The organism is Streptomyces sp. CB02366 (assembly GCF_001905905.1).
Taxonomy (GTDB): domain Bacteria; phylum Actinomycetota; class Actinomycetes; order Streptomycetales; family Streptomycetaceae; genus Streptomyces.
In genome coordinates, this window is sequence record NZ_LIVT01000009.1 from 1 (window position 1) to 18637 (window position 18637).

At 69.9% G+C, this 18637-nt stretch carries 20 protein-coding genes and 1 pseudogene; 11 read left to right on the plus strand and 10 right to left on the minus strand.

What is annotated here, in order from left to right:
• The 3 genes and pseudogenes from AMK24_RS34440 to AMK24_RS23325 all read right to left on the minus strand — a co-directional run.
• Positions 1–187, minus strand: a pseudogene (locus tag AMK24_RS34440) (IS701 family transposase); the annotation flags it as partial.
• A 59-nt stretch (positions 188–246) separates the two neighbouring features.
• Entirely contained in the window at positions 247–414 is a 168-nt protein-coding gene (locus tag AMK24_RS23320) for a hypothetical protein (RefSeq protein WP_242435226.1), read from the minus strand.
• Between the two features lie 288 nt (positions 415–702).
• Positions 703–1614: a LysR family transcriptional regulator gene (locus AMK24_RS23325; RefSeq protein ID WP_073770807.1), complete on the minus strand. Its 912-nt coding sequence runs from the start codon at positions 1612–1614 to the stop codon at positions 703–705.
• A gap of 155 nt (positions 1615–1769) precedes the next feature.
• Between AMK24_RS23325 and AMK24_RS35465 the strand changes: the two genes are divergently transcribed.
• The 7 genes from AMK24_RS35465 (at position 1770) to AMK24_RS35470 (ending at position 8362) form a co-directional block, all read left to right on the plus strand.
• The gene (locus AMK24_RS35465) at positions 1770–1841 is read left to right on the plus strand and encodes a putative leader peptide (RefSeq protein ID WP_350310323.1); all 72 of its coding nucleotides are present in this window, start codon (positions 1770–1772) and stop codon (positions 1839–1841) included.
• Between the two features lie 211 nt (positions 1842–2052).
• Positions 2053–3204, plus strand: coding sequence for a dimethylsulfone monooxygenase SfnG (gene sfnG, locus AMK24_RS23330; protein ID WP_073770808.1), 1152 nt, complete (start codon positions 2053–2055; stop codon positions 3202–3204).
• Positions 3201–4418 (plus strand): acyl-CoA dehydrogenase family protein, encoded by a 1218-nt coding sequence (locus AMK24_RS23335; RefSeq protein ID WP_073770809.1) that lies wholly within the window; start codon positions 3201–3203, stop codon positions 4416–4418. Before sfnG ends, AMK24_RS23335 begins: the two co-directional genes overlap by 4 nt.
• 68 nt (positions 4419–4486) lie before the next feature.
• Positions 4487–5041 carry an NADPH-dependent FMN reductase gene (ssuE, locus tag AMK24_RS23340; RefSeq protein ID WP_073770810.1) on the plus strand — a complete coding sequence of 185 codons (555 nt, stop codon included), beginning with the start codon at positions 4487–4489 and terminating at the stop codon, positions 5039–5041.
• An 87-nt stretch (positions 5042–5128) separates the two neighbouring features.
• A complete protein-coding gene (locus AMK24_RS23345) occupies positions 5129–6301 on the plus strand; it encodes an SfnB family sulfur acquisition oxidoreductase (RefSeq protein ID WP_073770811.1) in 1173 nt (390 codons plus the stop codon).
• A 35-nt stretch (positions 6302–6336) separates the two neighbouring features.
• Positions 6337–7491 carry an LLM class flavin-dependent oxidoreductase gene (locus tag AMK24_RS23350; protein ID WP_073770812.1) on the plus strand — a complete coding sequence of 385 codons (1155 nt, stop codon included), beginning with the start codon at positions 6337–6339 and terminating at the stop codon, positions 7489–7491.
• Positions 7492–7609: 118 nt separating this feature from the next.
• Positions 7610–8362: a tetratricopeptide repeat protein gene (locus tag AMK24_RS35470; protein ID WP_073770813.1), complete on the plus strand. Its 753-nt coding sequence runs from the start codon at positions 7610–7612 to the stop codon at positions 8360–8362.
• 258 nt (positions 8363–8620) lie between these two features.
• Here the strand turns inward: AMK24_RS35470 and AMK24_RS23360 are convergent, their stop codons facing one another.
• Positions 8621–8968, minus strand: coding sequence for a hypothetical protein (locus tag AMK24_RS23360; protein WP_073770814.1), 348 nt, complete (start codon positions 8966–8968; stop codon positions 8621–8623).
• Between the two features lie 700 nt (positions 8969–9668).
• On the opposite strand from AMK24_RS23360, the gene AMK24_RS23365 reads away from it, so the two are divergent.
• Entirely contained in the window at positions 9669–10892 is a 1224-nt protein-coding gene (locus AMK24_RS23365) for a carboxylate-amine ligase (protein WP_242435227.1), read from the plus strand.
• Positions 10893–11236: 344 nt separating this feature from the next.
• Here the strand turns inward: AMK24_RS23365 and AMK24_RS23370 are convergent, their stop codons facing one another.
• Positions 11237–11470, minus strand: a complete 234-nt coding sequence (locus tag AMK24_RS23370; RefSeq protein WP_073770816.1) for a pentapeptide repeat-containing protein — start codon at positions 11468–11470, stop codon at positions 11237–11239.
• A gap of 675 nt (positions 11471–12145) precedes the next feature.
• Between AMK24_RS23370 and AMK24_RS33290 the strand changes: the two genes are divergently transcribed.
• Complete coding sequence (locus AMK24_RS33290; protein WP_338012704.1) at positions 12146–12283, plus strand: hypothetical protein; 138 nt, start codon at positions 12146–12148, stop codon at positions 12281–12283.
• A gap of 60 nt (positions 12284–12343) precedes the next feature.
• On the opposite strand, the gene AMK24_RS23375 is transcribed toward AMK24_RS33290, so the two are convergent.
• The 4 genes from AMK24_RS23375 to AMK24_RS33985 form a co-directional block, all read right to left on the minus strand.
• A complete protein-coding gene (locus AMK24_RS23375) occupies positions 12344–13273 on the minus strand; it encodes a hypothetical protein (RefSeq protein WP_073770817.1) in 930 nt (309 codons plus the stop codon).
• 91 nt (positions 13274–13364) lie between these two features.
• On the minus strand, positions 13365–14603 hold the full coding sequence (locus AMK24_RS23380) for a S1 family peptidase (protein ID WP_079190604.1): 1239 nt from the start codon (positions 14601–14603) through the stop codon (positions 13365–13367).
• 311 nt (positions 14604–14914) lie between these two features.
• Positions 14915–15265 carry a hypothetical protein gene (locus tag AMK24_RS34445; RefSeq protein WP_206780346.1) on the minus strand — a complete coding sequence of 117 codons (351 nt, stop codon included), beginning with the start codon at positions 15263–15265 and terminating at the stop codon, positions 14915–14917.
• 108 nt (positions 15266–15373) lie between these two features.
• Positions 15374–15547, minus strand: a complete 174-nt coding sequence (locus AMK24_RS33985) for a hypothetical protein (protein WP_158072166.1) — start codon at positions 15545–15547, stop codon at positions 15374–15376.
• Between the two features lie 182 nt (positions 15548–15729).
• Between AMK24_RS33985 and AMK24_RS23385 the strand changes: the two genes are divergently transcribed.
• Positions 15730–17211, plus strand: coding sequence for a hypothetical protein (locus tag AMK24_RS23385; RefSeq protein WP_073770818.1), 1482 nt, complete (start codon positions 15730–15732; stop codon positions 17209–17211).
• A 27-nt stretch (positions 17212–17238) separates the two neighbouring features.
• Here the strand turns inward: AMK24_RS23385 and AMK24_RS33295 are convergent, their stop codons facing one another.
• Positions 17239–17634 carry a hypothetical protein gene (locus AMK24_RS33295; RefSeq protein ID WP_199876488.1) on the minus strand — a complete coding sequence of 132 codons (396 nt, stop codon included), beginning with the start codon at positions 17632–17634 and terminating at the stop codon, positions 17239–17241.
• A 651-nt stretch (positions 17635–18285) separates the two neighbouring features.
• Between AMK24_RS33295 and AMK24_RS23390 the strand changes: the two genes are divergently transcribed.
• Entirely contained in the window at positions 18286–18630 is a 345-nt protein-coding gene (locus AMK24_RS23390; RefSeq protein ID WP_073770819.1) for a CU044_2847 family protein, read from the plus strand.
• Positions 18631–18637: the final 7 nt, after the last annotated feature.

Here is an 18637-nt window from a genome sequence, read left to right on the forward strand (position 1 = left end):
GGAAGCCGTCCGGCGTGCGGTGACCTGCCCATTCCGCGAGCTGCCAGCCGTTCTTCCGTGCCGCTTGACCCAGCAGACCGCGGACATAGTCCCGCATCCGCCACCGCAGATCCGCCCGAGCGAACCGGCCCGCCACCCGAGCGAACGCCGACTCCAACTCCGCAGCCCAGCAACCGACTTCAGTCATGCCCTCCATGCCGGGACAACGACAATCACCAGCTCAAGACACGATCCGCTGCTGGAGTACTAAGGCGCGAACAGCTCAGGAAGCGCCTTGTCGAGCGTTCCGGCAATCCGATGGATCGGCGCCCAGACCGCAGGATCGTCGACAACGCGGCTGAGGTCCGTCATCTGGAGCTTCTCCAGCCAGTGCGACAGCACCAGTGCCTCGTCACTCGTGAGCTTGATCGTCACCTGACTATCACTCATGCACGCCCCTACGGCTCGGCCCGCCTTGACCGCACGAACCTACTGGCCTTGGACCTTGACCAAACACATAGGGGCCCCCACGACGCCTTGGCCGCCGAGCCCTGCGAACACGCCCGCATCCGCAGCACGCTGTGCAGGGCCCGCTCGTTGCCTGGCCAAGCAGCCTGATGTGCCGCCTACTCGACTCCGCCGGCACCGAGGACATCCTCGATCTCGCCGAACTTCGCTGACGACAAGGCTGTCACCTGCTCGGTCAGATCTTCCTAGGAGTCGTCAGGCGCCCTCCGTGCGGTGCGCCTCCGCCCGCTCCACGAAGATCCGGTGCAGATCACGCGCGGCCCGGGTGACCGAGCCCGAGCGGCTGCGCTGCACCACCAGGAGCACCGTGGTCGTGTCGTCCCTCAGCGGGCGGCAGGTGATCGCGCCGGTGCGCTCCAGCGGGTCCCCGATGACGCTGTAGTCCGGCAGCACGGTGGCACCAAGCCCCTCCGCCACCATCAGCTTGCCCATCTCCGCGCCGTCGGCGGAGTACGAGAACGAGGGGGCCCGGCCCTTCAGCAGCCGGTGGGTGAACCGGTGCATCAGATAGCCGGAACGCATCACGATCAGCGGCTCGCTCAACAGGTCGTCCACCCCGACCGACTCCAGCGCCGCCAGCGGGCTGTCCGGGCGCAGACAGACGACTGGACGGCCCCGGAGCAGTTCCGTGGTGTGGAGGTCGGGTGCCAGGTCGTCGCCCTCCAGGTAGTTGACCAGCCCGAGGTCCACGCCGCCCTCCAGCAGGGAGCGGTGGATCACCGACTGCTGGGCCGCGATCACCTCCACCTCGGTGGCCGAGTGCAGCGCGTGGAACTCCCGGATCGCCGGGACGAGCAGGGGGACCGTCGCCGCGAAGACCGTGCCGAGCCGGACCGTGCGGCTCGTGCGGTGCTGCTCGTCGGCCGCCCGGCGCAGCCGGTCGACCGCGTCCAGCACCCCGATGATGTGCGGCAGCAGCTCGCGCCCGGCGTCGCTGATCGTCGCCCCCGACCGTTTGCGGTCCAGCACCGTCACCCCGAGCTCGCGCTCCAGGTTCCGTACGGTCTCGCTCAACGCGGGCTGGGACAGGTGCAGTTCCTCCGCCGCCCGGCGCAGGGATCCCAGCCGGGTGACGGCCTCGATGTACTCCAGTTGTTCGATCCGCATCGCCTTTCCTTACCTCCGGAGGCGGTGAAAGGGGAACCCTATCGCTCCTTCGTCGATGCCTTCTCGACCCGGAGCGTTCCCGCGTCCTACTCTGGAACCCGAAGGCGCCCCGTGATCCACCGGGTGCCCGCCGCGGAACGCGAAAGGAGAGGGATGTGCGCCGCTTGACCCGTCGCCGCCACATCGACCTCGGCCGCGTTTCCAGCGCCTTTTGTTGTTCCCGCTGACGCGAGGTTTGAGGGGTCGGCCCCTCCTTCGCGCTCCTGCGCCCCCCGGCGTACGCCGATGTCCGGTCGGGTGAGCCCTGCACGCCCTCGCGGGCTTTCCTGTCGTACCCATCGTCCCTGATCGGGTTTCTCGATCACCGGGTCTGGTTCGCCGTGCCCGGACCTCCTGCGCGCCCCCCGCCCTTCTGCTTCCTGTCCATGGGAGAACCGCATGCCCGCTCCGCCCTCCGCCGACCCGGTGCGCTTCGCGTACTGGGTTCCCAACGTCAGCGGTGGTCTCGTCACCAGCACGATCGAGCAACGCACCGACTGGGGTTACGACTACAACCGCGAACTCGCCGTCCTCGCGGAGAACAACGGGTTCGACTACGCGCTCAGCCAGGTCCGCTACATGGCCGGCTACGGCGCCGAGTACCAGCACGAGTCGACCTCCTTCAGCCTCGCCCTGTTGCTCGCCACCCAGCGGCTGAAGGTCATCGCCGCCGTCCACCCCGGCCTCTGGCACCCCGGCGTCCTCGCCAAACTCGGCGCCACCACCGACCACCTGAGCAACGGACGCTTCGCCGTCAACGTGGTCAGCGGCTGGTTCAAGGACGAGTTCACCGCGCTCGGCGAACCCTGGCTGGAACACGACGAGCGCTACCGCCGCTCCGAGGAGTTCATCCGGGCCCTGCGTGCCGTCTGGACCGAGGACCACGCCGAACTCGCCGGAGACTTCTACCGCATCCGGGACTTCTCGCTGAAGCCCAAGCCGATCGCCTCGCCGGACCGCCCGCACCCGGAGATCTTCCAGGGCGGCAACTCCACCGCCGCCCGGCAGATGGCCGGACGCGTCTCCGACTGGTACTTCTCCAACGGCAAGGACTTCGACGGCGTCACCGAGCAGATCAGAGACGTCCAGGCCTCCGCCGAGAGCGCCGGACGCACCCCGCCGCGCTTCGGCCTCAACGGCTTCCTCATCGCCCGCGACACCGAGGCCGAGGCCCGCGACACCCTCCGCGAGATCGTCGCCAAGGCCGACACGGAGGCCGTCCACGGCTTCGGCTCGGCCGTCAAGCAGGCGGGAAGCTCCACCGCCGACGGCAAGGGGATGTGGCAGGACTCCTCCTTCGAGGACCTCGTCCAGTACAACGACGGTTTCCGTACGGGGCTGATCGGCACCCCGGAACAGATCGCCGAGCGCATCGTCGCCTACAAGCGCCTCGGCGTGGATCTGCTGCTCCTCGGCTTCCTCCACTACCACGAGGAAGTCGAGTACTTCGGCAAGAAGGTGCTGCCGCTCGTCCGCGAGCTGGAGGAACACCAGCCGGAGGACCACCGCGCCTCCCTCCCCCCGGATCTCTCCCCGAAAGGTTCGTCATGAGCACCGCAGCACCCACCCAGTGGAAGACCCTCCCCTCCCCCGACAGCCCCGCCGCCTGGATCGAGCGCGCGGCGGAGGTCGCCGCGATCCTCGCCACCGACGCCGCCGCCCGCGACAGGGCGGGCGCCACCCCGTACACCGAGATCCAGCTCCTCAAGGACTCCGGACTCGTCACGCTGCTCGGCCCGGCCGCCCACGGCGGCGGGGGCCAGGACTGGACGACCGCCTACCGGGTGATCCGCGAGGTCGCCAAGGCCGACGGCTCCATCGGGCAGCTCCTCGGCTACCACTACCTCTGGAACTGGGCCGCCCGCCTCGTCGGCACCCGCGAGCAGTGGGAACACGTCGAGGCCGAGGCCGTCCGGCAGACCTGGTTCTTCGGCGGCGCCGTCAACCCGCGCGACAGCGACGTGGTGGTCACCGAGGACGGCGACGACCTCGTCTTCACCGGCGCCAAGACCTTCTCCACCGGCAGCAAGGTCTCCGACGTCACCGTCCTCGAAGGCGTCCTGGAAGGCACCGACCAGCACATCTTCGCCATCGTCCCCTCCGACAGCGAGGGGCTCGTCTTCCACGACGACTGGGACAACATCGGCCAGCGCCTCACCGAGAGCGGCGGCGTCACCATCGACGGCGTCCGCGCCCCGTGGGCATCCGCCGCCGGTTACGTGGACAAGGAGTTCCGGCCCCGCGTCTACAACACGCTCAACGTGCCGACGATCCAGCTGGTCTTCATCTCCTTCTACCTCGGCATCGCCGCCGGCGCCCTGGAGACCGCCGCCGCCTACACCCGCACCAAGGCCCGTTCCTGGCTGCACGGCGGGTACGACCAGGCGGTCGACGAGCCGTACGTCATCGACACGTACGGCGACCTCACCGCCAAGCTCTGGGCCGTCGAAGCCCTGGCCGACGCGGTCGCCGCCGAGGGGCAGAAGCTGCACGACGCCCCGGACGAGGTGACCGAGCAGGCGCGCGGCGAGTTCGAGGTCCGGGTCGCGGCGGCCAAGGCGCGCGCCACCGACGTGGCCCTGGAGGTCACCAGCCGGATCTTCGAGGTCACCGGGGCCCGCGCCACCGCCTCCGCCGAGGGCCTCGACCGCTTCTGGCGCAACGTCCGCACCCACACCCTGCACGACCCGGTCGCCTACAAGCGGCGCGAGGTCGGCCGGCACGTCCTGACCGGCGAACTTCCCGAACCCACCTGGTACTCCTGACCCGCCGCCGGGCCCGGGGCGGAATCCCGACGCCCCGGGCCCGGCGCCCCCGTCTGAAAGAGGTCCCCATGGCCACCGTCCTGTCCGTCTCCGGCAGCCCCTCCGCCACCTCCCGCACCGTCCGGCTGCTCCGCCACCTCGACGCCGGCCTGGCCGCCCAGGGCCACGAGGTGATACCGCTCGACGTCCGCACCCTGCCCGCCCACGCCCTGCTCGGCGCGGACTTCGCGCACCCGGAGATCGTCCGTGCCACCGAGCTGTTCGCCCGCGCCGACGGCATCGTCGTCGGCACCCCCGTCTACAAGGCCGCCTACTCCGGACTGCTGAAGACCCTGCTGGACCTGCTGCCCCAGTACGCCCTGACCGGCAAGACCGTCCTCCCGCTGGCGACCGGCGGCACCACCGCCCATGTCCTCGCCCTCGATTACGCGCTGCGCCCGGTGCTCTCCTCCATGGGCGCCGCCCACATCGTCCCGGGCTGGTTCGTCCTCGACCAGCACATCACCACGGGCGACGACGGAGGAGTGGCCCTGGACCCGGCCTCGGCCGCCCCGCTCGACCAGGTGGTCGCCCAGTTCGCCGCCGCCCTGGACCGGACCGCCCCCGTCCCGGCCGCCCGCTGACCCCGATCCCCACCCCTTTTCCGGACCCTCCCTGGAGGCAGGCCCGTGACCGCGCCGACCCGACGACGACCACCTCACACCGCGCGGGTGATCCGCGACGACGCCGAGGCGCTGCGCACCGCCGCCGAACTCGCCGAAAAGTTCCGCCCGGGCGCCTCCGGGCGCGATGCCCGCCGCGAACTGCCCCGCGCCGAACTGGACCGGCTCACCGCCACCGGCCTCCTCGCCGTCACCGTCCCGGCCGAGCACGGCGGCGCCGACGTCTCCGCCGTCACCCTCGCCGAGGTCTTCCGCCTGCTCGCCTCCGCAGACGCCAGCCTGGCGCAGATCCCGCAGAGCCACTTCGCGTACGTCAACGTCCTGCGGCAGCAGGGAAGCCCGCAGCAGCGGGCCTTCTTCTTCGCGGAGGTGCTGGCCGGCCGGCGCTTCGGCAACGCCCAGTCCGAGGCGGGGACCAAGCACCTTCAGGACATCCGGACCCGGCTGGTGGCCGCCGGAGCCGGTTCGTACCGTCTGACCGGGGTGAAGAACTACTCCACCGGCGCCCTCTTCGCCCACTGGATCCCCGTCCTCGCCCGCGCCGACGACGACCTGCTCCATGTCGCGTACGTCCCCGCCGACGCGCCGGGCCTCACCATCACCGACGACTGGGACGGCATGGGCCAGCGGACGACCGCGAGCGGCACGGTCGAACTGGCGGACGTCGAGGTCCCCGCGGCCCATGTCGTCCCGCACCACCTCACCTTCACCGGCCCCCAGCTCCACGGCGCGCTGGCCCAGTTGCTGCACGCCGCCATCGACGTCGGGATCGCGGCGGGCGCGCTGGCCGAGGCGGTCAGCTTCGTGAGGACCCGGAGCCGGCCCTGGTTCGAGAGCGGGTACGACACCGCCGCCGAGGACCCCCTCCTCATCCAGCGCTTCGGCGAACTGGAACTCCGCCACCGCGCCGCCGAGGCTCTGCTCGCCACCGCCGCGCGGACGGTGGACGCGGCACGCGCGGACCTGGACGACGACAGCGCGGCCGAGGCGTCGATCGCGGTGGCGGCGGCGAAGGCGTACGCCGGGAGCGCGGCGCTGGAGATCGCGGACGCGCTCTTCGAGGTCTCCGGCACCCGCGCCGCCCTCGACAGCCTCAACCTGCACCGGCACTGGCGCGACGCCCGGACCCACACCCTCCACGACCCGGCGCGCTGGAAGATCCAGCACCTCGGACGGTACGTCCTCAACGGCACCCGCCCGCCCCGCCACGGCCTGCTCTGACCGCCCGTACCGTACGGAAATCCTTCGGAGAGACGATGTCCCTGACCTTCCACTGGTTCCTGCCCACCAACGGCGACAGCCGCCATGTCGTCGGCGGCGGCCACGGCACCCCGGTCACGGCGGCGGGCGGCGACCGGCCGCCGACGGTCCGCTACCTCGCCCAGATCGCCCGTGCCGCCGAGGACCTGGGCTTCACCGGGGCGCTCACCCCGACCGGGGCCTGGTGCGAGGACGCCTGGCTGACCACCGCGATGGTCAGCCAGCACACCGAGCGGCTGAAGTTCCTCGTCGCCTTCCGCCCCGGCTTCGTCTCGCCGACCCTCGCCGCCCAGATGGCCTCCACCTTCCAGCGGCAGAGCGGCGGGCGGCTGCTGCTGAACGTCGTCACCGGCGGCGAGAGCCACGAGCAACGGGCGTACGGCGACTTCCTCGACAAGGACGCCCGCTACGCCCGCACCGGTGAATTCCTGCAGATCGTCCGGCAGTTGTGGGACGGCAAAACCGTCGACCTGGCGGGCGAGCACCTGCGCGTCGAGGAGGCCCGGCTCGCCCGGCTCCCCGACCCGGTGCCGGAGGTCTACTTCGGCGGCTCCTCCCCGGCCGCCGCACACGTCGCTGCCCGCCACGCGGACGTCTACCTCACCTGGGGCGAGCCGCCCGCCCAGGTCGCCGAGAAGATCGCCCGGATCCGGTCCCTCGCCACCGGGCAGGGCCGTACCGTCCGGTTCGGCATCCGGCTCCATGTGATCACCCGCGACACCTCCGAGGCGGCCTGGGCGGAGGCGGACCGGCTGCTCGCGGGGTTCGACCCGGCCACCGTGCGGGCGGTCCAGGAGGGCCTGGCCCGCAGCGAGTCCGAGGGGCAGCGGCGGATGCTGGAGCTGCACGGGGGCGGCCGGGACGGTCTGGAGATCCACCCCAACCTGTGGGCCGGCATCGGGCTCGTCCGGGGCGGCGCGGGCACCGCGCTGGTCGGCAGCCACGCGGAGGTGGCCGAGCGGATCGGGGAGTACCACGCCCTGGGCATCGACGAGTTCGTGCTCTCCGGCTACCCGCACCTGGAGGAGGCGTACTGGTTCGGCGAGGGTGTGCTGCCCCGGCTGGCCGAGGCGGGATTCTGGACGCACCCGGACGGCCCGGTGCGCGGGGGCGGCGCGGCGGAAATCCCGTTCGCGGGCGGGGCGCGGTAGGCGGGCGGGGCCGAGGCGGGAAGGTGGGGCGGGGCAGCTCCCGGCCCCGGGTCATGGCGACGGTGCAGCCCTCGGCCTGCAGGCCGGCGCGCGCATCCGGCGGCAAGCGTGGCCGGCCGTGAGCGAGCGGCAGGCGCGGCCCAGCAGACCCGGCCGGGCCGCCCCCGCCCAGGAGGAGCGACGGCCCCCGGCGGCCCGCCTCGAACTCGGCCAGCTGCTGCGTCAGCAGACCCGTTTCATCGAAGCGCAGCACTACTTTGAGGAAGCCCGCCAGCTCAGCAGAGGATTCGACACCGGCCGGTGGGAAGCGGTGGCGGAAGGGCGCCTCGCCACACTCCATTCCGATCTCGGCAACCACCAGCAGGCCATCGACTGCGGCACACGCAGCGAGGCACTGCGCCACCAGCTCGGCGACACGGACGGCGAAGCATGCGCTCTCGCGGCCATCGCCGTGGGATGGCAGGGCATCGGCGACCACGACACGGCGATCGTTGACTGCCGACGCGCCATCGCACCCGGCCGCGCGTCCCTGGGCAGCCATGAAGGAACCCTCGCCAGGCCTCTCACCCGTCCTCGCCACCTCGCTGCACGCCCTCGGACGCGTGAACGAGGCAATCGATTGCTGGCAGGAAGCCGCTTCTATTTACGCCGACCGGGGACTGGACGCCGACGCCGCCACCCTGCACCACCGCATCCAAGCGGCAGACCAGCGGCCTGCCCTCCCTCCTGCACGCAGGTCGACCGGCCCTTGATGGCGCCTGAAGAAGGCATCGACTCCCGGGGCATCCGCTGCGGCTACGCTCTCTGCAGCATGGTCACGATCCGTATGCCATGCGTGGCGGCCCGGGGAGGAACCGTCATAGCTCACTGACCGCCCGGCCGGAGGCGACGTAGTTCCCTGCCCCCAGGAGTACTGGTGTGCAGGGAACGAGCAAGGCGACGCGGTACCGATGCGAGGGCCCCGACATCGTTGGCGCCCGGACTTCCCGGGGGCCGCGCTGAGGGCATTTTCCCGGCGCAGTGGCGTGTGGCCCGGCTGCCTCTGGGAAGGCAGCCGGACCACGGTGGTTTCAGCGGCCGGATGCGAGGGCGCTGCGACCGGCCGTCGAGTGACGCCTGGGGGATGTGCTCAGGGCACGAGGACGATCGAGTTGATCGGCGTCATGTTGTAAGGGGCGGACTCCCCCACGCCGCGCATCACGTCGGAGCACCTGCCGCCGTTGTAGTCGTAGCAGACCCGGAAGCCGGCGCCGCCCGTCTGGTTGTTGACCAGTACCCGGTTTCCGGTGACGTTGGAGAGGTTGTGGGCGCCGTAGCTGTAGAAGATGTTCCTGTTGAGGATGCTGCCGTTCGTCTCGCGGATGCAGACCGCTCCGGACGGACAGGGCGTCACCGCTGAGGCACTGGGAGCGGTGGTGAGGCCCAAGGTTCCCAGCGCCAGAGCCATACCCGCCGCGGTCGCCGCCAGTTTACGCATTTTTCCCCCTGATGTTGGGGTGTCCCCGTCTGGGGCACCTTCGCGCACAAAAGGGTAGCCAGCGATGGTCGCTGGACAGCAAGGGATGGCAGTAAGTCACCTTATTCCGTGCGGTGTTGTGGCAGATGTGCCCGGGGAGCCGAACGGCTCACCGGATGTACGAAGACGTATTCGGATACCAAGCCGCTCCGGGCAAGGGTCTGGTCCGGTGCCGGCCGAAAGGGCACCGGACCGGTTCGGCCTCGGCCGTACTCCGGGGACCGGGGTGGGGACCGGCGCTTCGCCGGGCTCTCGTCCGTCTGCCGGGGCCTGCGCGGACGGGACGCATACTTCTTTCGCCAGGTAGCCAAGCGCGTCGGCACGACGGCGGCGAGAGTGTCGGGGTGGAACTGGAAGGTGTGGACCCGCAGCTCGATGTGCTCGGCGCACTTCCATGAGGTGGGCAGGTGCGAGGTCGGTTGATAGGCCTCGTGCCGGTGGCCCACCGGTGTTCCTGGGTGGGCGTGCCGGGTGTTTCGGGGTGAGCCTGTTGGTACTTCTCTGCCGGCAGGCCCGCCTCTCGCGATCGCTGGTCCCCTGCTAAGACCGTGTCCTATCGACAAGTCGCGCGACGGCCGGCTGCCGTGACGACCGGCCCCAGACTCGGACGTGAAGGGTTCCGCGGTCTTGGTGGCAGCGTCTTCTGCCAGAGTGGAGCATCGTGACCACGCAACCGCAGCAGCAGTTACCTCCGAACGACACCCTCGCCGCCTCCCCCGCTCCCCTCGACGAGCCGTCGGCTCCATTGTCCGTGGGGGTGGAGGAGGAGTTCCTCCTCGTCGATCCCGTCAGCAGATGTGTGCGGCCCGAGGGTCACCAGGTGGCCGCGGCGGCCGCCGGTGAGCTTGGCCACCGCGTCGATACCGAGCTGACCCGCTACCAGCTCGAGAGCCGTACCGACCCCCATACGCAGATGGGCGAACTGTTCTCGGAGCTGCGATCCGTCCGGGCAGGGTTGGCGCGATCGGCTACCGAGCGGGGGCTGCGCATCGCCGCCAGCGGTTCCCCGATTATCGGCCAGGTAGCGCCCGTGCCCCTCACTCCGGGCTCACGGTACGCGGAGAGCCTGTCCCTCTTCCGTGCACTGGACGACGAGCAGAGCGCATGCGCATGCCACGTGCACGTCGGCGTGGGCGACCCGCACGAGGCGATCGAGGTGAGCAACCATCTGCGGCCCTGGCTGGCGACGCTGACCGCGCTGGCGGCGAACTCGCCGTACTGGGGCGGCCGCGACACCGGCTACGCCAGCTGGCGCACCACCACGTGGGGGCGATGGCCAGTGGCCGGCTCGCCGCCCTACTTCGACTCCCCCGCCCACTTCGAAGACCTCGTCGAAGAACTCATCACCACGCGGACCGTTCTGGACCGCGGCGGCCTGTACTGGGACGTACGCCCCTCCCACCACCTGCCCACCGTCGAGGTGCGCGTCGCCGACGTAAGTCTCACCCCTGAGGACACCGTCCTGCTCGCCGCCGTCATTCGCGCCCTGGTTGCCACCGCGCTGAAGGCCATCCGCGCCGGCGAAGCGGCGCCCCGCCCGGCCACCGAGATCCTGCGCGCGGCCTCCTGGCGGGCCGCACGCGACGGCCTTGCCGGACATGCCCTCGATCCCCTCACCCGCCAACTGGTACCTGCGACAGCGCAGGTCGAGCGCATGCTGCGCGCCCTGTCCCCTGCTCTGGAACACCACGGTGACCTCGACCTCGTACGCACCCAGTGGAAACGCCTGCGTACCCAAGGGAGCGGAGCCGACCGGCAACGTGCCGCCTACCGCTACCGCTCCAAGTTGCCCGACGTCGTCGACCACGTCATCGCCGCCACCTGCCCCTCACAAGCGCCTTCCGTCACACCCGGCGGGCTCACCGGACGGACCGAACCGCGGTGAGCCCGAAGAACGCGCAGGGGGCACGGCACGTGAGCACCAGTTTCGGTGGCCTGCCCCATGGGGGACGGCGCGAAATCGTCTTCCCCGCCGAAGCGGGGGCAGCTCCCTGACCGCATGCGTGAACGCATCCACCACCGCGTCGTCCCCGCATCGGCGGGGGTTGACCGGATCAGCCTCACCGGCCGGGAAACGTCGACGATGCGTCCCTCGGGTGTGTCTGCCGTGGCTCCCAGCCCCTGGCGGCAGGGAGGGTGTGAGGTTCTACAGGAGGAACAGGCCGAGCAACTGTGTACGGTCGTCAGTTCTCGCTGAGTCGAACGGCTGTTCCGTCATGTTTGCGTCCCTCAGGTCCGCGCCTCTCGGATCCACGTTGCGCAGCTCCGTTTTTGCAGGAACGCCGAAGTCAGGTTCGCTCCGTTCATGTTCGCGTTGCGCAGATCTGCGGACAGTAGCCGCGCGAAATTCAGGGTCGCTTCTGTCAGGCCGGCCCCGTTCAGGTCCGTGCGCAAGATGTTGGCGCAGCGCAGGTCCGCGAATCCCAGGCCCGCGCCGCTCAGGCCCGCGTGGCTCAGATTCATCTCAGATGAAGAAGTCGAGGGGGATGCCGGGGAGTTTGACGCCTCGGAAGTCCGGGGGGAAAGGCCCCGTCCCTGGAGATGTTGCGGGTGACCAGGACCGTGAGAGCGGCCTGGACGTCGGCCGAGACGTCCTTGCCCTTCGCCGGGGCTTGGCGGCGTGGGTGCGGATGTAGGTCGCGAGGACGTTGGCGATGGTGGGATGGTCGCGACGGGAGTCCTGCATGACCCGCTGCAAGGCGTAGATACCGACCAGCCGTACCTCCGTCTTGTCCTCGCCGAGGTTTCCCACCGCCGCCGTGTACCGGTCGGTGATTCTGCCCTTTCTTGGCCGGTACCCGGTCCTCCCGCGCCTGCTCGTTGGCCTGCCGGGTCTGAACGTTCGAGTACCAAAGACCCGCCACCGCCACGAGCGCGGCTACCACGACGGTGACCAGCTCGATCCGGCGGGCCCAGTCCATGCCTTCCCTGCGTTCACCCCGAGCAGGAGGGGCCGGCGGGCGGCCGGGGGCCGGGCGGCGAGGCGTAACCGGGGGCGACGGGCGGGCGTAGGAGGCATACCTGTATTTGATCTCAACTACTGCGGCAGCGAAGCTTTTTGGCTCCGGCCCCCGACAGAAACGGCCCTGGTCGAGGTAAGTCGTCCTGCACTGAAGGTGCGGGGACGCGGCATCGTCCATGGAGCAGGCTGCCCCGCCCGGCATCGTCCCCGTCCGTGGCTTCAAACACGTGAGCGGCCGGGCCCTGACCGTCCCCGCCACAGCGTTCAGCACCATCATCGCGGGTTTCCGGGCCGAGGGCTTCGGCGTCATCTGAGTCATCGGAGCCGTACAGGGAGGCCCCACCGCGCACACACGCGGTGGGGCCTCGCGTCGCTCAGTCCGGCCAGGTCCACTCGATCCCGTACACGCCCGGTACGCACCGTGTCGGCATGAGGTGGGTCGTGTGGAAGTCGTCCAAGGCCGTGCGGTGGCGGTGGCACGGATCAGCGCCGATCCGCTCCCGGCGGTATCCCCAGCAGTGGGTGGGCACCGCCCGGGGGTGGAAGCACACGTGCAGCAGGTACGAGCGCAGGGGAACTGTGACGCGGCGCTCGTGCTGCCAGGAGGCCTCTCCCTCCGCGCGCAGCGTGTAGGCGATGACCGCCGTCTCCGTACGAACGAGCCGGCGGCCGAGCGGGATCTCGGCCGTCACGCAGCCCAGCTCTTCCAGGAACCGGATGCGCGGTGCGGGACGGCCGGGGACATCGAGGACGGCCGTTCCGGCCTTCGGTGAGTCGAGGAAGTGGACGATGCTGAGGTGGTCCACGCCGTCGTGGACGGCCTGCACCACCGTGGTGACCGAGGTCTCGCGGATGGCGCGGTGCTCATCCAGGCAGACCGTCTCCTGGACGGTCAGAGCGCGCAGACCGGCGTTGAAGTGGGCGAAGGCGTCACCGAGGGCCTGCTCCACGTCGGAGTCCTCGCCGAAAACGCCCCGGGCGGCGGCCGGGTCGGGCGGTCGGGCCCCACCACGGGGACGATGCGGGCCGAGCAGCGAGCGCAGGGCCCCGGTGGGGAGATCGAGCAGCGGTTCCAAGGCGTCCACGGCGCGCAGCGACTGGGCCTTCTCGGGCTGGCTGCGGCCACGTTGCCAGTGGCTCAGGGTGGCGAGGCTGACGGATATCTGTTGGGCACGCAGGTGTTCACGGATGCGTTCCAACGGGAGTCCGCGTCGGCGCAGGGCCTTGCGGAACACAGCCGCGAAGGTCGTGTCGGCCCCTGAGAAGTTTTCCAGATCGTGGGCGACAGGGAGGGGATGGGGCATGGCGTCTCTCAACGGTCTGCGGGTACCGGCGGCGCGGGGGCCGCCCACCTTAGCCCGGTGGACGGCCCCTGGTCAGCCCTTCTGTCGCAGGTCAGTTGGTGTTGAGGGTCAGCCCGTAGTAGGCGAGGGTGTCGTCGAGCGGCTGGAAGTAGGAGGAGCCGCGGGAGTTGACTCCGCCGGTGCAGCGCTGGTTGGTGGGACCGCCGGAGGTCATGCCCTGGGCCTGGTCGCCGGAGATGTACGCTCCGCCGCTGTCACCGCCCTCCGTGCAGACGCTGGAGGTGGCGAGGCCGGTGACGACGGTGTCGGGGCCGCCGTTGAGGTCGACGTAGGTGACCGAGACGTTGTAGGAGCCGACCGAGCCGCAGGTCCAGCCGGTGGTGGCCCCGGACTTGCAGATCGATGCGCCGGAGTAGGCCCGGTTGCTGCCGCGGACGGCGATGGGGCTGGTGTTGCCCCAGGTACCGACGCTGGTGGTGATGGAGTGGCCGGAGTTGATGGAGGCGATACCCATGTCGACGCTGCGGGTGCCGAGGGCGTAGCGGGTCTTGACGCCCTTGGCGAAGGCAGTGCCGTCGTAGCGCAGGGTCGGGAGGTTGGCGACGCAGTGGCCAGCGGTGACCAGGTACTGGTTGCCGGAGCGGTCGCGGGCGCCGTAGCCGACGGAACACCAGCCGGTGGTGTTGTTGATCGTCATCTTGCTGCCGGGGTATATCGCGGCCTGGGGCGCGAGCTTCTCCTCGCCCCGCACGATCTTGACGGCGGACCCGTGCTTGGCCGCTGCGGCGAGAAACGCCTTGGCGGGGGCCGAGCGGTCGCTGTTCACCTTGACGACGACCTGGTCGGCGGCGAGGTCCACGGACCAGGCCACTACTCCGGCGGGGGCTTTCTTCGCGGCGGAAGCGTCGAGCCGGCCCTTGATCCGGTCGAGGGTGCTCTCGCCGCGGGCAGGCAGCCGGGCGTCGAGTCCGGCCTGTTCGAACCGGGCGACATCGGCACGGTCCTCGGCGTTGACGGTCAGGTCGCCGGAGGCGTCGAAGAACGCGCCGTCGTCGGCAAGTCCGCCCTTGTTCAGCTCGGCGAGCCGCTTCTGCTGGGCGTCCTGTCGGTCCAGCCGGTCGGTCGCCGCCTTCTCGTCCACGCCGAGCGACGCGGCGAGGGCCCGTACCATCTCGGGCTGGTAGCGCGGGGTGGACGAGTTCCCGGCGGGGGCGGTGTCCTGGGCCTGAGCGGTGGCCTGGGTTCCCATGACCACGGAAGCCGAGAGCGCGGCCGCCACGAAGGCGAATCTGTACTTGCTGGAGGTGCGGGAAATACGGGAATTACGCACGCTGATTCCTTCCGGATGGCAGGCAAAAACCCGCGAGGGGGGTTGATTCGGCGATACGTCAGCGCGTGTCGCCGGGAGTGAGTTTTCGCCCGGCGGCAGGATCGATGCCCGCCGCGAGATGAACTGTGGCCCAACGGCCCGGCGCCATCAAGGTTCTTGGCGGTGTGAGGTTTTAACAGAACGTCGACGGGACTGTAAAAGTCGCTGTTCGCATTTCATCTCTTGGCGACGCCGTATCGGCGAATCGGCACCGCCGCGGCTGAGGTTTCCGACCTTGCCAACAGCCCGTCTCTCACCCGCTACTGGGCGCGCTACGGCCCTGCGACGGCATCTGTGAGCGCTGAACTCGTCGCGGGGTTGGGTCCGTTGTGGCGTGAGCGGCATCCGGCCCTGCTGGCGCCCCGGCCGGGAAGCGTGCTGTGGGTACCGGTGCGAAGCACTGCCTGGCCTTCGTCGACCGCGACGATCAGGCGGGGCACGGTGTCCGGATTGCCGTCGAGGTCGAAGCGGGGATCCAGCTCGATGGCGAGGTGGACCAGGGCGTCTTGGATGCCTGCGATGTTGCCGCGGTGGGTTTCCCTGTGTACCGGTCCGGGCGATCCGGTTTTCGCCGGCAACAAACGTGCCGGCCTTCCGGCCGGACGGACGGCCGAGGTCGTCACGATCGGAGCCGCGTGGGGCTTCACCCCGCCCGAGCAGCCGCCCGACGCGGGCACCGGCCTCGGCCTAGACGACCCCGGCCGCCTATGGTGCGGTGACATGAGCCCCGCTCACAGAGGCAGGACGAAGCTGCGGCTCAGCACCCAGCCGCCCCCGGTGAGCAGCACCAGGGACAGTAGTGCCAGTACGCGGACCGGGCGACGGCGCAGCACCAGGTAAAGGTCTCCGACCCGCAACTCAAGGTAGGGGACAGCTTCTTCACGCTTCGTGTTTCTGGAGTTCATGGATCCTCACTTCGCTGGCAGGCCGGGGCGCCGCCGCAGTGCGGTGCGTCCCAACTGGTCAGGGCTTCGCCAGGTTCCTGGCACGGCGGAGCTCTCTTGACCCATGCTCGGGCCGGGTCCACGGCTGTCGCCAGTACGCAATAGTTGCCACCTGCCGGCAACTCGCCATGCACAATGCCCGCATGACCGCTGACACTGACCCGGTACCCGAGCTGAAGGCTCTGCTCAAGGCTCTCCTGAGAGACACCGGGCTGACGCAGCAGAGCTACGCGCGACGCTGTGGGCTCAACCCCACCCAGCTTTCCCGGCTCATGAACCTTCACCAGGTTCCGCAGACAGCCTTTCTGTACCAGCTGATCGACGCCGCAGATCGCGGCCCCGGGGGGCCTGTGGAGCAGGGGATCCGGAAACGGGCCGACCAGCTCCTGCTGGCCCTCGTGGCCCAGCGGCATCCGGAACGCCGCTATGAGGAGGAGACACGGCGTCGCGACCACGCCGAGATCCAACGCCGGAGCGAAGAACTCCAGAGTCAGCTGGATGCCTGCGCCACGGACCTCGCCGTGGCCAGAAAGCAGGTGGAGCAATTGAGGACGGAAAGACGGCAGTTACGTGCGGACCGCACTCGGCTCCAGCAGAAGCTCGACGTCAGCCGCACGACGGTCCGCAAGCTGAACCAGCAGCTGGACGCTGTGCTCACCTTTCCGCGCTCCCGTCAGGAGATCGAGGACGCGGTGCGCCGCCGCTGGGAGGCGGACGCGTCCGACCGGTGCGGCGACCTTCTGACGTCGTCGGCAATCACCCTCCGCCCTCTGGCGGCTCTGCACCTCCTGGTCTGGCTCTGCACCCCACCGCATACCAGCCCCGAAACATATGCGGCCGTCGGCCAGGCATTCCTGGATGACTTCATGCGATGCCGGAGCGCGACGGACGTCAGCGAAATCGGCACGGTCCTGCTCGTCGACGCGGTTCCTGGCCACCCCCGCCAGTGGGCCGAGCACATGCTGACCGCGCTGGGACGCCGACGGCCGCTGCCTGAACTGCTCGCCCAGCGGCACGACTGGATCGCCGACAGGTCGATACGGTGGATGGACTCCTACGACTCCTACTGGCTGGCCGGGTGGATGAGCGGCGACCGGCCCCTCCGGGAGCGTCTGGCGATCTTTGAACCGGCCGTAGAGGAGACGGCGCCCGGTGTCGTCCGTATGGCTGCCGAAGCACTGCACACTGATGCCCGCCCGGCCGACGCTGCAGCGATGCTCCTGGCGCTCGCTCACGACGAGCACCCGTATGCGGAGGCTGTTGCACAGTTCTACTTCGACCCCTACTCGGATCCCTTCACACACCCGGCGTCGGTGGCACCCGAGTTCTGGCGATATCTCTGCCGCTCGTACCACTCCCCGGCGGCCCAATCGTCGATCATGCAGGTGGCCTGCCAGGTACTCGGCGTGCACGAGATGGCTAACGTCCTTCCCTGGTTGCACCGCTGGCTCTGGGAGACGTGCTCAGACGAGACCGTGCTCGATACGTTCCTGGAGGCCGTGTGCACTGACCCTCGCACCGCTCTCGCGGTCCAGGAACAACTTCGCGACGGCATCGACCCAGGACGGTCCTTCGTTGCCGAAAGGCTCAGGGAGCTGCTGTCGGACTCATCGAGCGTCGGCTGACTGAGCCACCGGAGCAACGCTCAATACCTAACGAGTGAACCGCCATCGCCCAACGAGTACCAGACCCCCGGGGGACTCCTTCAGCGGCACGGTCCACTCGCTGCCCCTGGACCTGGCTGTGATGCTCAGGCGTACCGGCTTCTTCGCGTAGTCGCGGTGCCAGCCATCCGTGGCGGTCGTCGACCACGAAGGTGGCGTGGTGGGAGTGGAGAACTGTTCGCGGCCTCCGGGCCCCAGGGGCGCGGGCGGTGGCGGACTGGGCGACCAGGAGGACGTGCATGCGCGTTGGCGGCCCATGAAGAGGATTTCGGCGAGCGCGCCGTTGTGGACGAACTGGCAGGTGATGCAGCGCAGGATGGTCGACTTGCCGCCGCCGGCGCCTGCGGAGATCAGGACGTGCGGGGAGTCGTGGTCCAGGTCCACTGAAAGAGAAGGCGGCCTACCGGGGGCCTCGCCTTGGATCGACAGAGGGGGAGGGGAGTCGAAGCGTGTGCTCGGGAAGCAGGCTGGGAGCACCGGTTCGCGGTTGCTGCGGATCCGGTGGTCACGGCCGACACACGATGGCTGTCGGGCTACCGGCATCCCCGGTGCTCCGGTGGGATCTTCGCCGTCCGGCTGCGGCGCGCATTCCCCGTGCCCACCGCGCTGGGCACGGGCGTGCTCCGGCTCGGGGACCCGATCGCGACGCTCCCTGCCGTCTACCACCAGTTGTGGCACGCCCTGCTGACCATGGCCCGGGGCCGTCCCTTGAACGAGGAGGCCCTCGTGACTACCAGCCCTACCGGACGACACCGGGAGGGGAACGATGAAGCGGGGGGGGGCGGACGTCGTCAAGGCCGGTGACCGGATCCGGTTCGAGGACCGGGTCCATGTCTTGGTCGGCCTCGACGGGGCTCGCTGCCGGCTGCTCCCTTGGTCGCCGTCCAGCTGACCACCACACGCATGATCTGGCCATTCCCCGTGCTCTGGCTGCGCCCATGGTGTGTGGGGTGGTACATCTGTGCCCATGACAAGGTCGGCGGTTCGCTCGGCCCCGGACAGGATCAGACCGCTCACACGAAGGCAGGAGGACCGGTGGGCAGCGTTGTGCGCATACCGCTGGAGGACGGTGGTGCAGTGCTCCTGGAGGTGCTCGGCGACGGAGTGGACACGGTGGACGGGCCCGTCAAAGCCGGTCGGCTCGGGGACCTGGTCGACGAACTCCCGGCGGGCCTGCGTGCGGTGCTGCAGCCGGTGACCGTCGCCTCCCGGACCATCCTCGAACAACTGACACACGCCCAGCCGGACGAGCTGGAGGTTGAGTTCGGGGTCAATCTTGCCGGCCGGGCCGGAGCCGTCATCACCAGCACCGAGGCTTCTTGCCACCTCAAGGTGCGCTTGCAGTGGAACAAGGCCGAGCAACCGCCGTCCGCGGGCTGAGGACGGC

Excerpts from the sequence above, each read along its gene's own strand:
- AMK24_RS23385 (WP_073770818.1), top strand. The coding sequence starts at position 15,730 with ATGACCGCTGACACTGACCCGGTACCCGAGCTGAAGGCTCTGCTCAAG.
- sfnG (WP_073770808.1), top strand. The coding sequence starts at position 2,053 with ATGCCCGCTCCGCCCTCCGCCGACCCGGTGCGCTTCGCGTACTGGGTT.
- AMK24_RS23325 (WP_073770807.1), bottom strand. The coding sequence starts at position 1,614 with ATGCGGATCGAACAACTGGAGTACATCGAGGCCGTCACCCGGCTGGGA.
- AMK24_RS23350 (WP_073770812.1), top strand. The coding sequence starts at position 6,337 with ATGTCCCTGACCTTCCACTGGTTCCTGCCCACCAACGGCGACAGCCGC.
- AMK24_RS33290 (WP_338012704.1), top strand. The coding sequence starts at position 12,146 with ATGGAGCAGGCTGCCCCGCCCGGCATCGTCCCCGTCCGTGGCTTCAAA.
- AMK24_RS23335 (WP_073770809.1), top strand. The coding sequence starts at position 3,201 with ATGAGCACCGCAGCACCCACCCAGTGGAAGACCCTCCCCTCCCCCGAC.
- AMK24_RS23360 (WP_073770814.1), bottom strand. The coding sequence starts at position 8,968 with ATGCGTAAACTGGCGGCGACCGCGGCGGGTATGGCTCTGGCGCTGGGA.
- AMK24_RS33985 (WP_158072166.1), bottom strand. The coding sequence starts at position 15,547 with ATGAACTCCAGAAACACGAAGCGTGAAGAAGCTGTCCCCTACCTTGAG.
- AMK24_RS23375 (WP_073770817.1), bottom strand. The coding sequence starts at position 13,273 with ATGCCCCATCCCCTCCCTGTCGCCCACGATCTGGAAAACTTCTCAGGG.
- AMK24_RS23370 (WP_073770816.1), bottom strand. The coding sequence starts at position 11,470 with ATGAATCTGAGCCACGCGGGCCTGAGCGGCGCGGGCCTGGGATTCGCG.
- ssuE (WP_073770810.1), top strand. The coding sequence starts at position 4,487 with ATGGCCACCGTCCTGTCCGTCTCCGGCAGCCCCTCCGCCACCTCCCGC.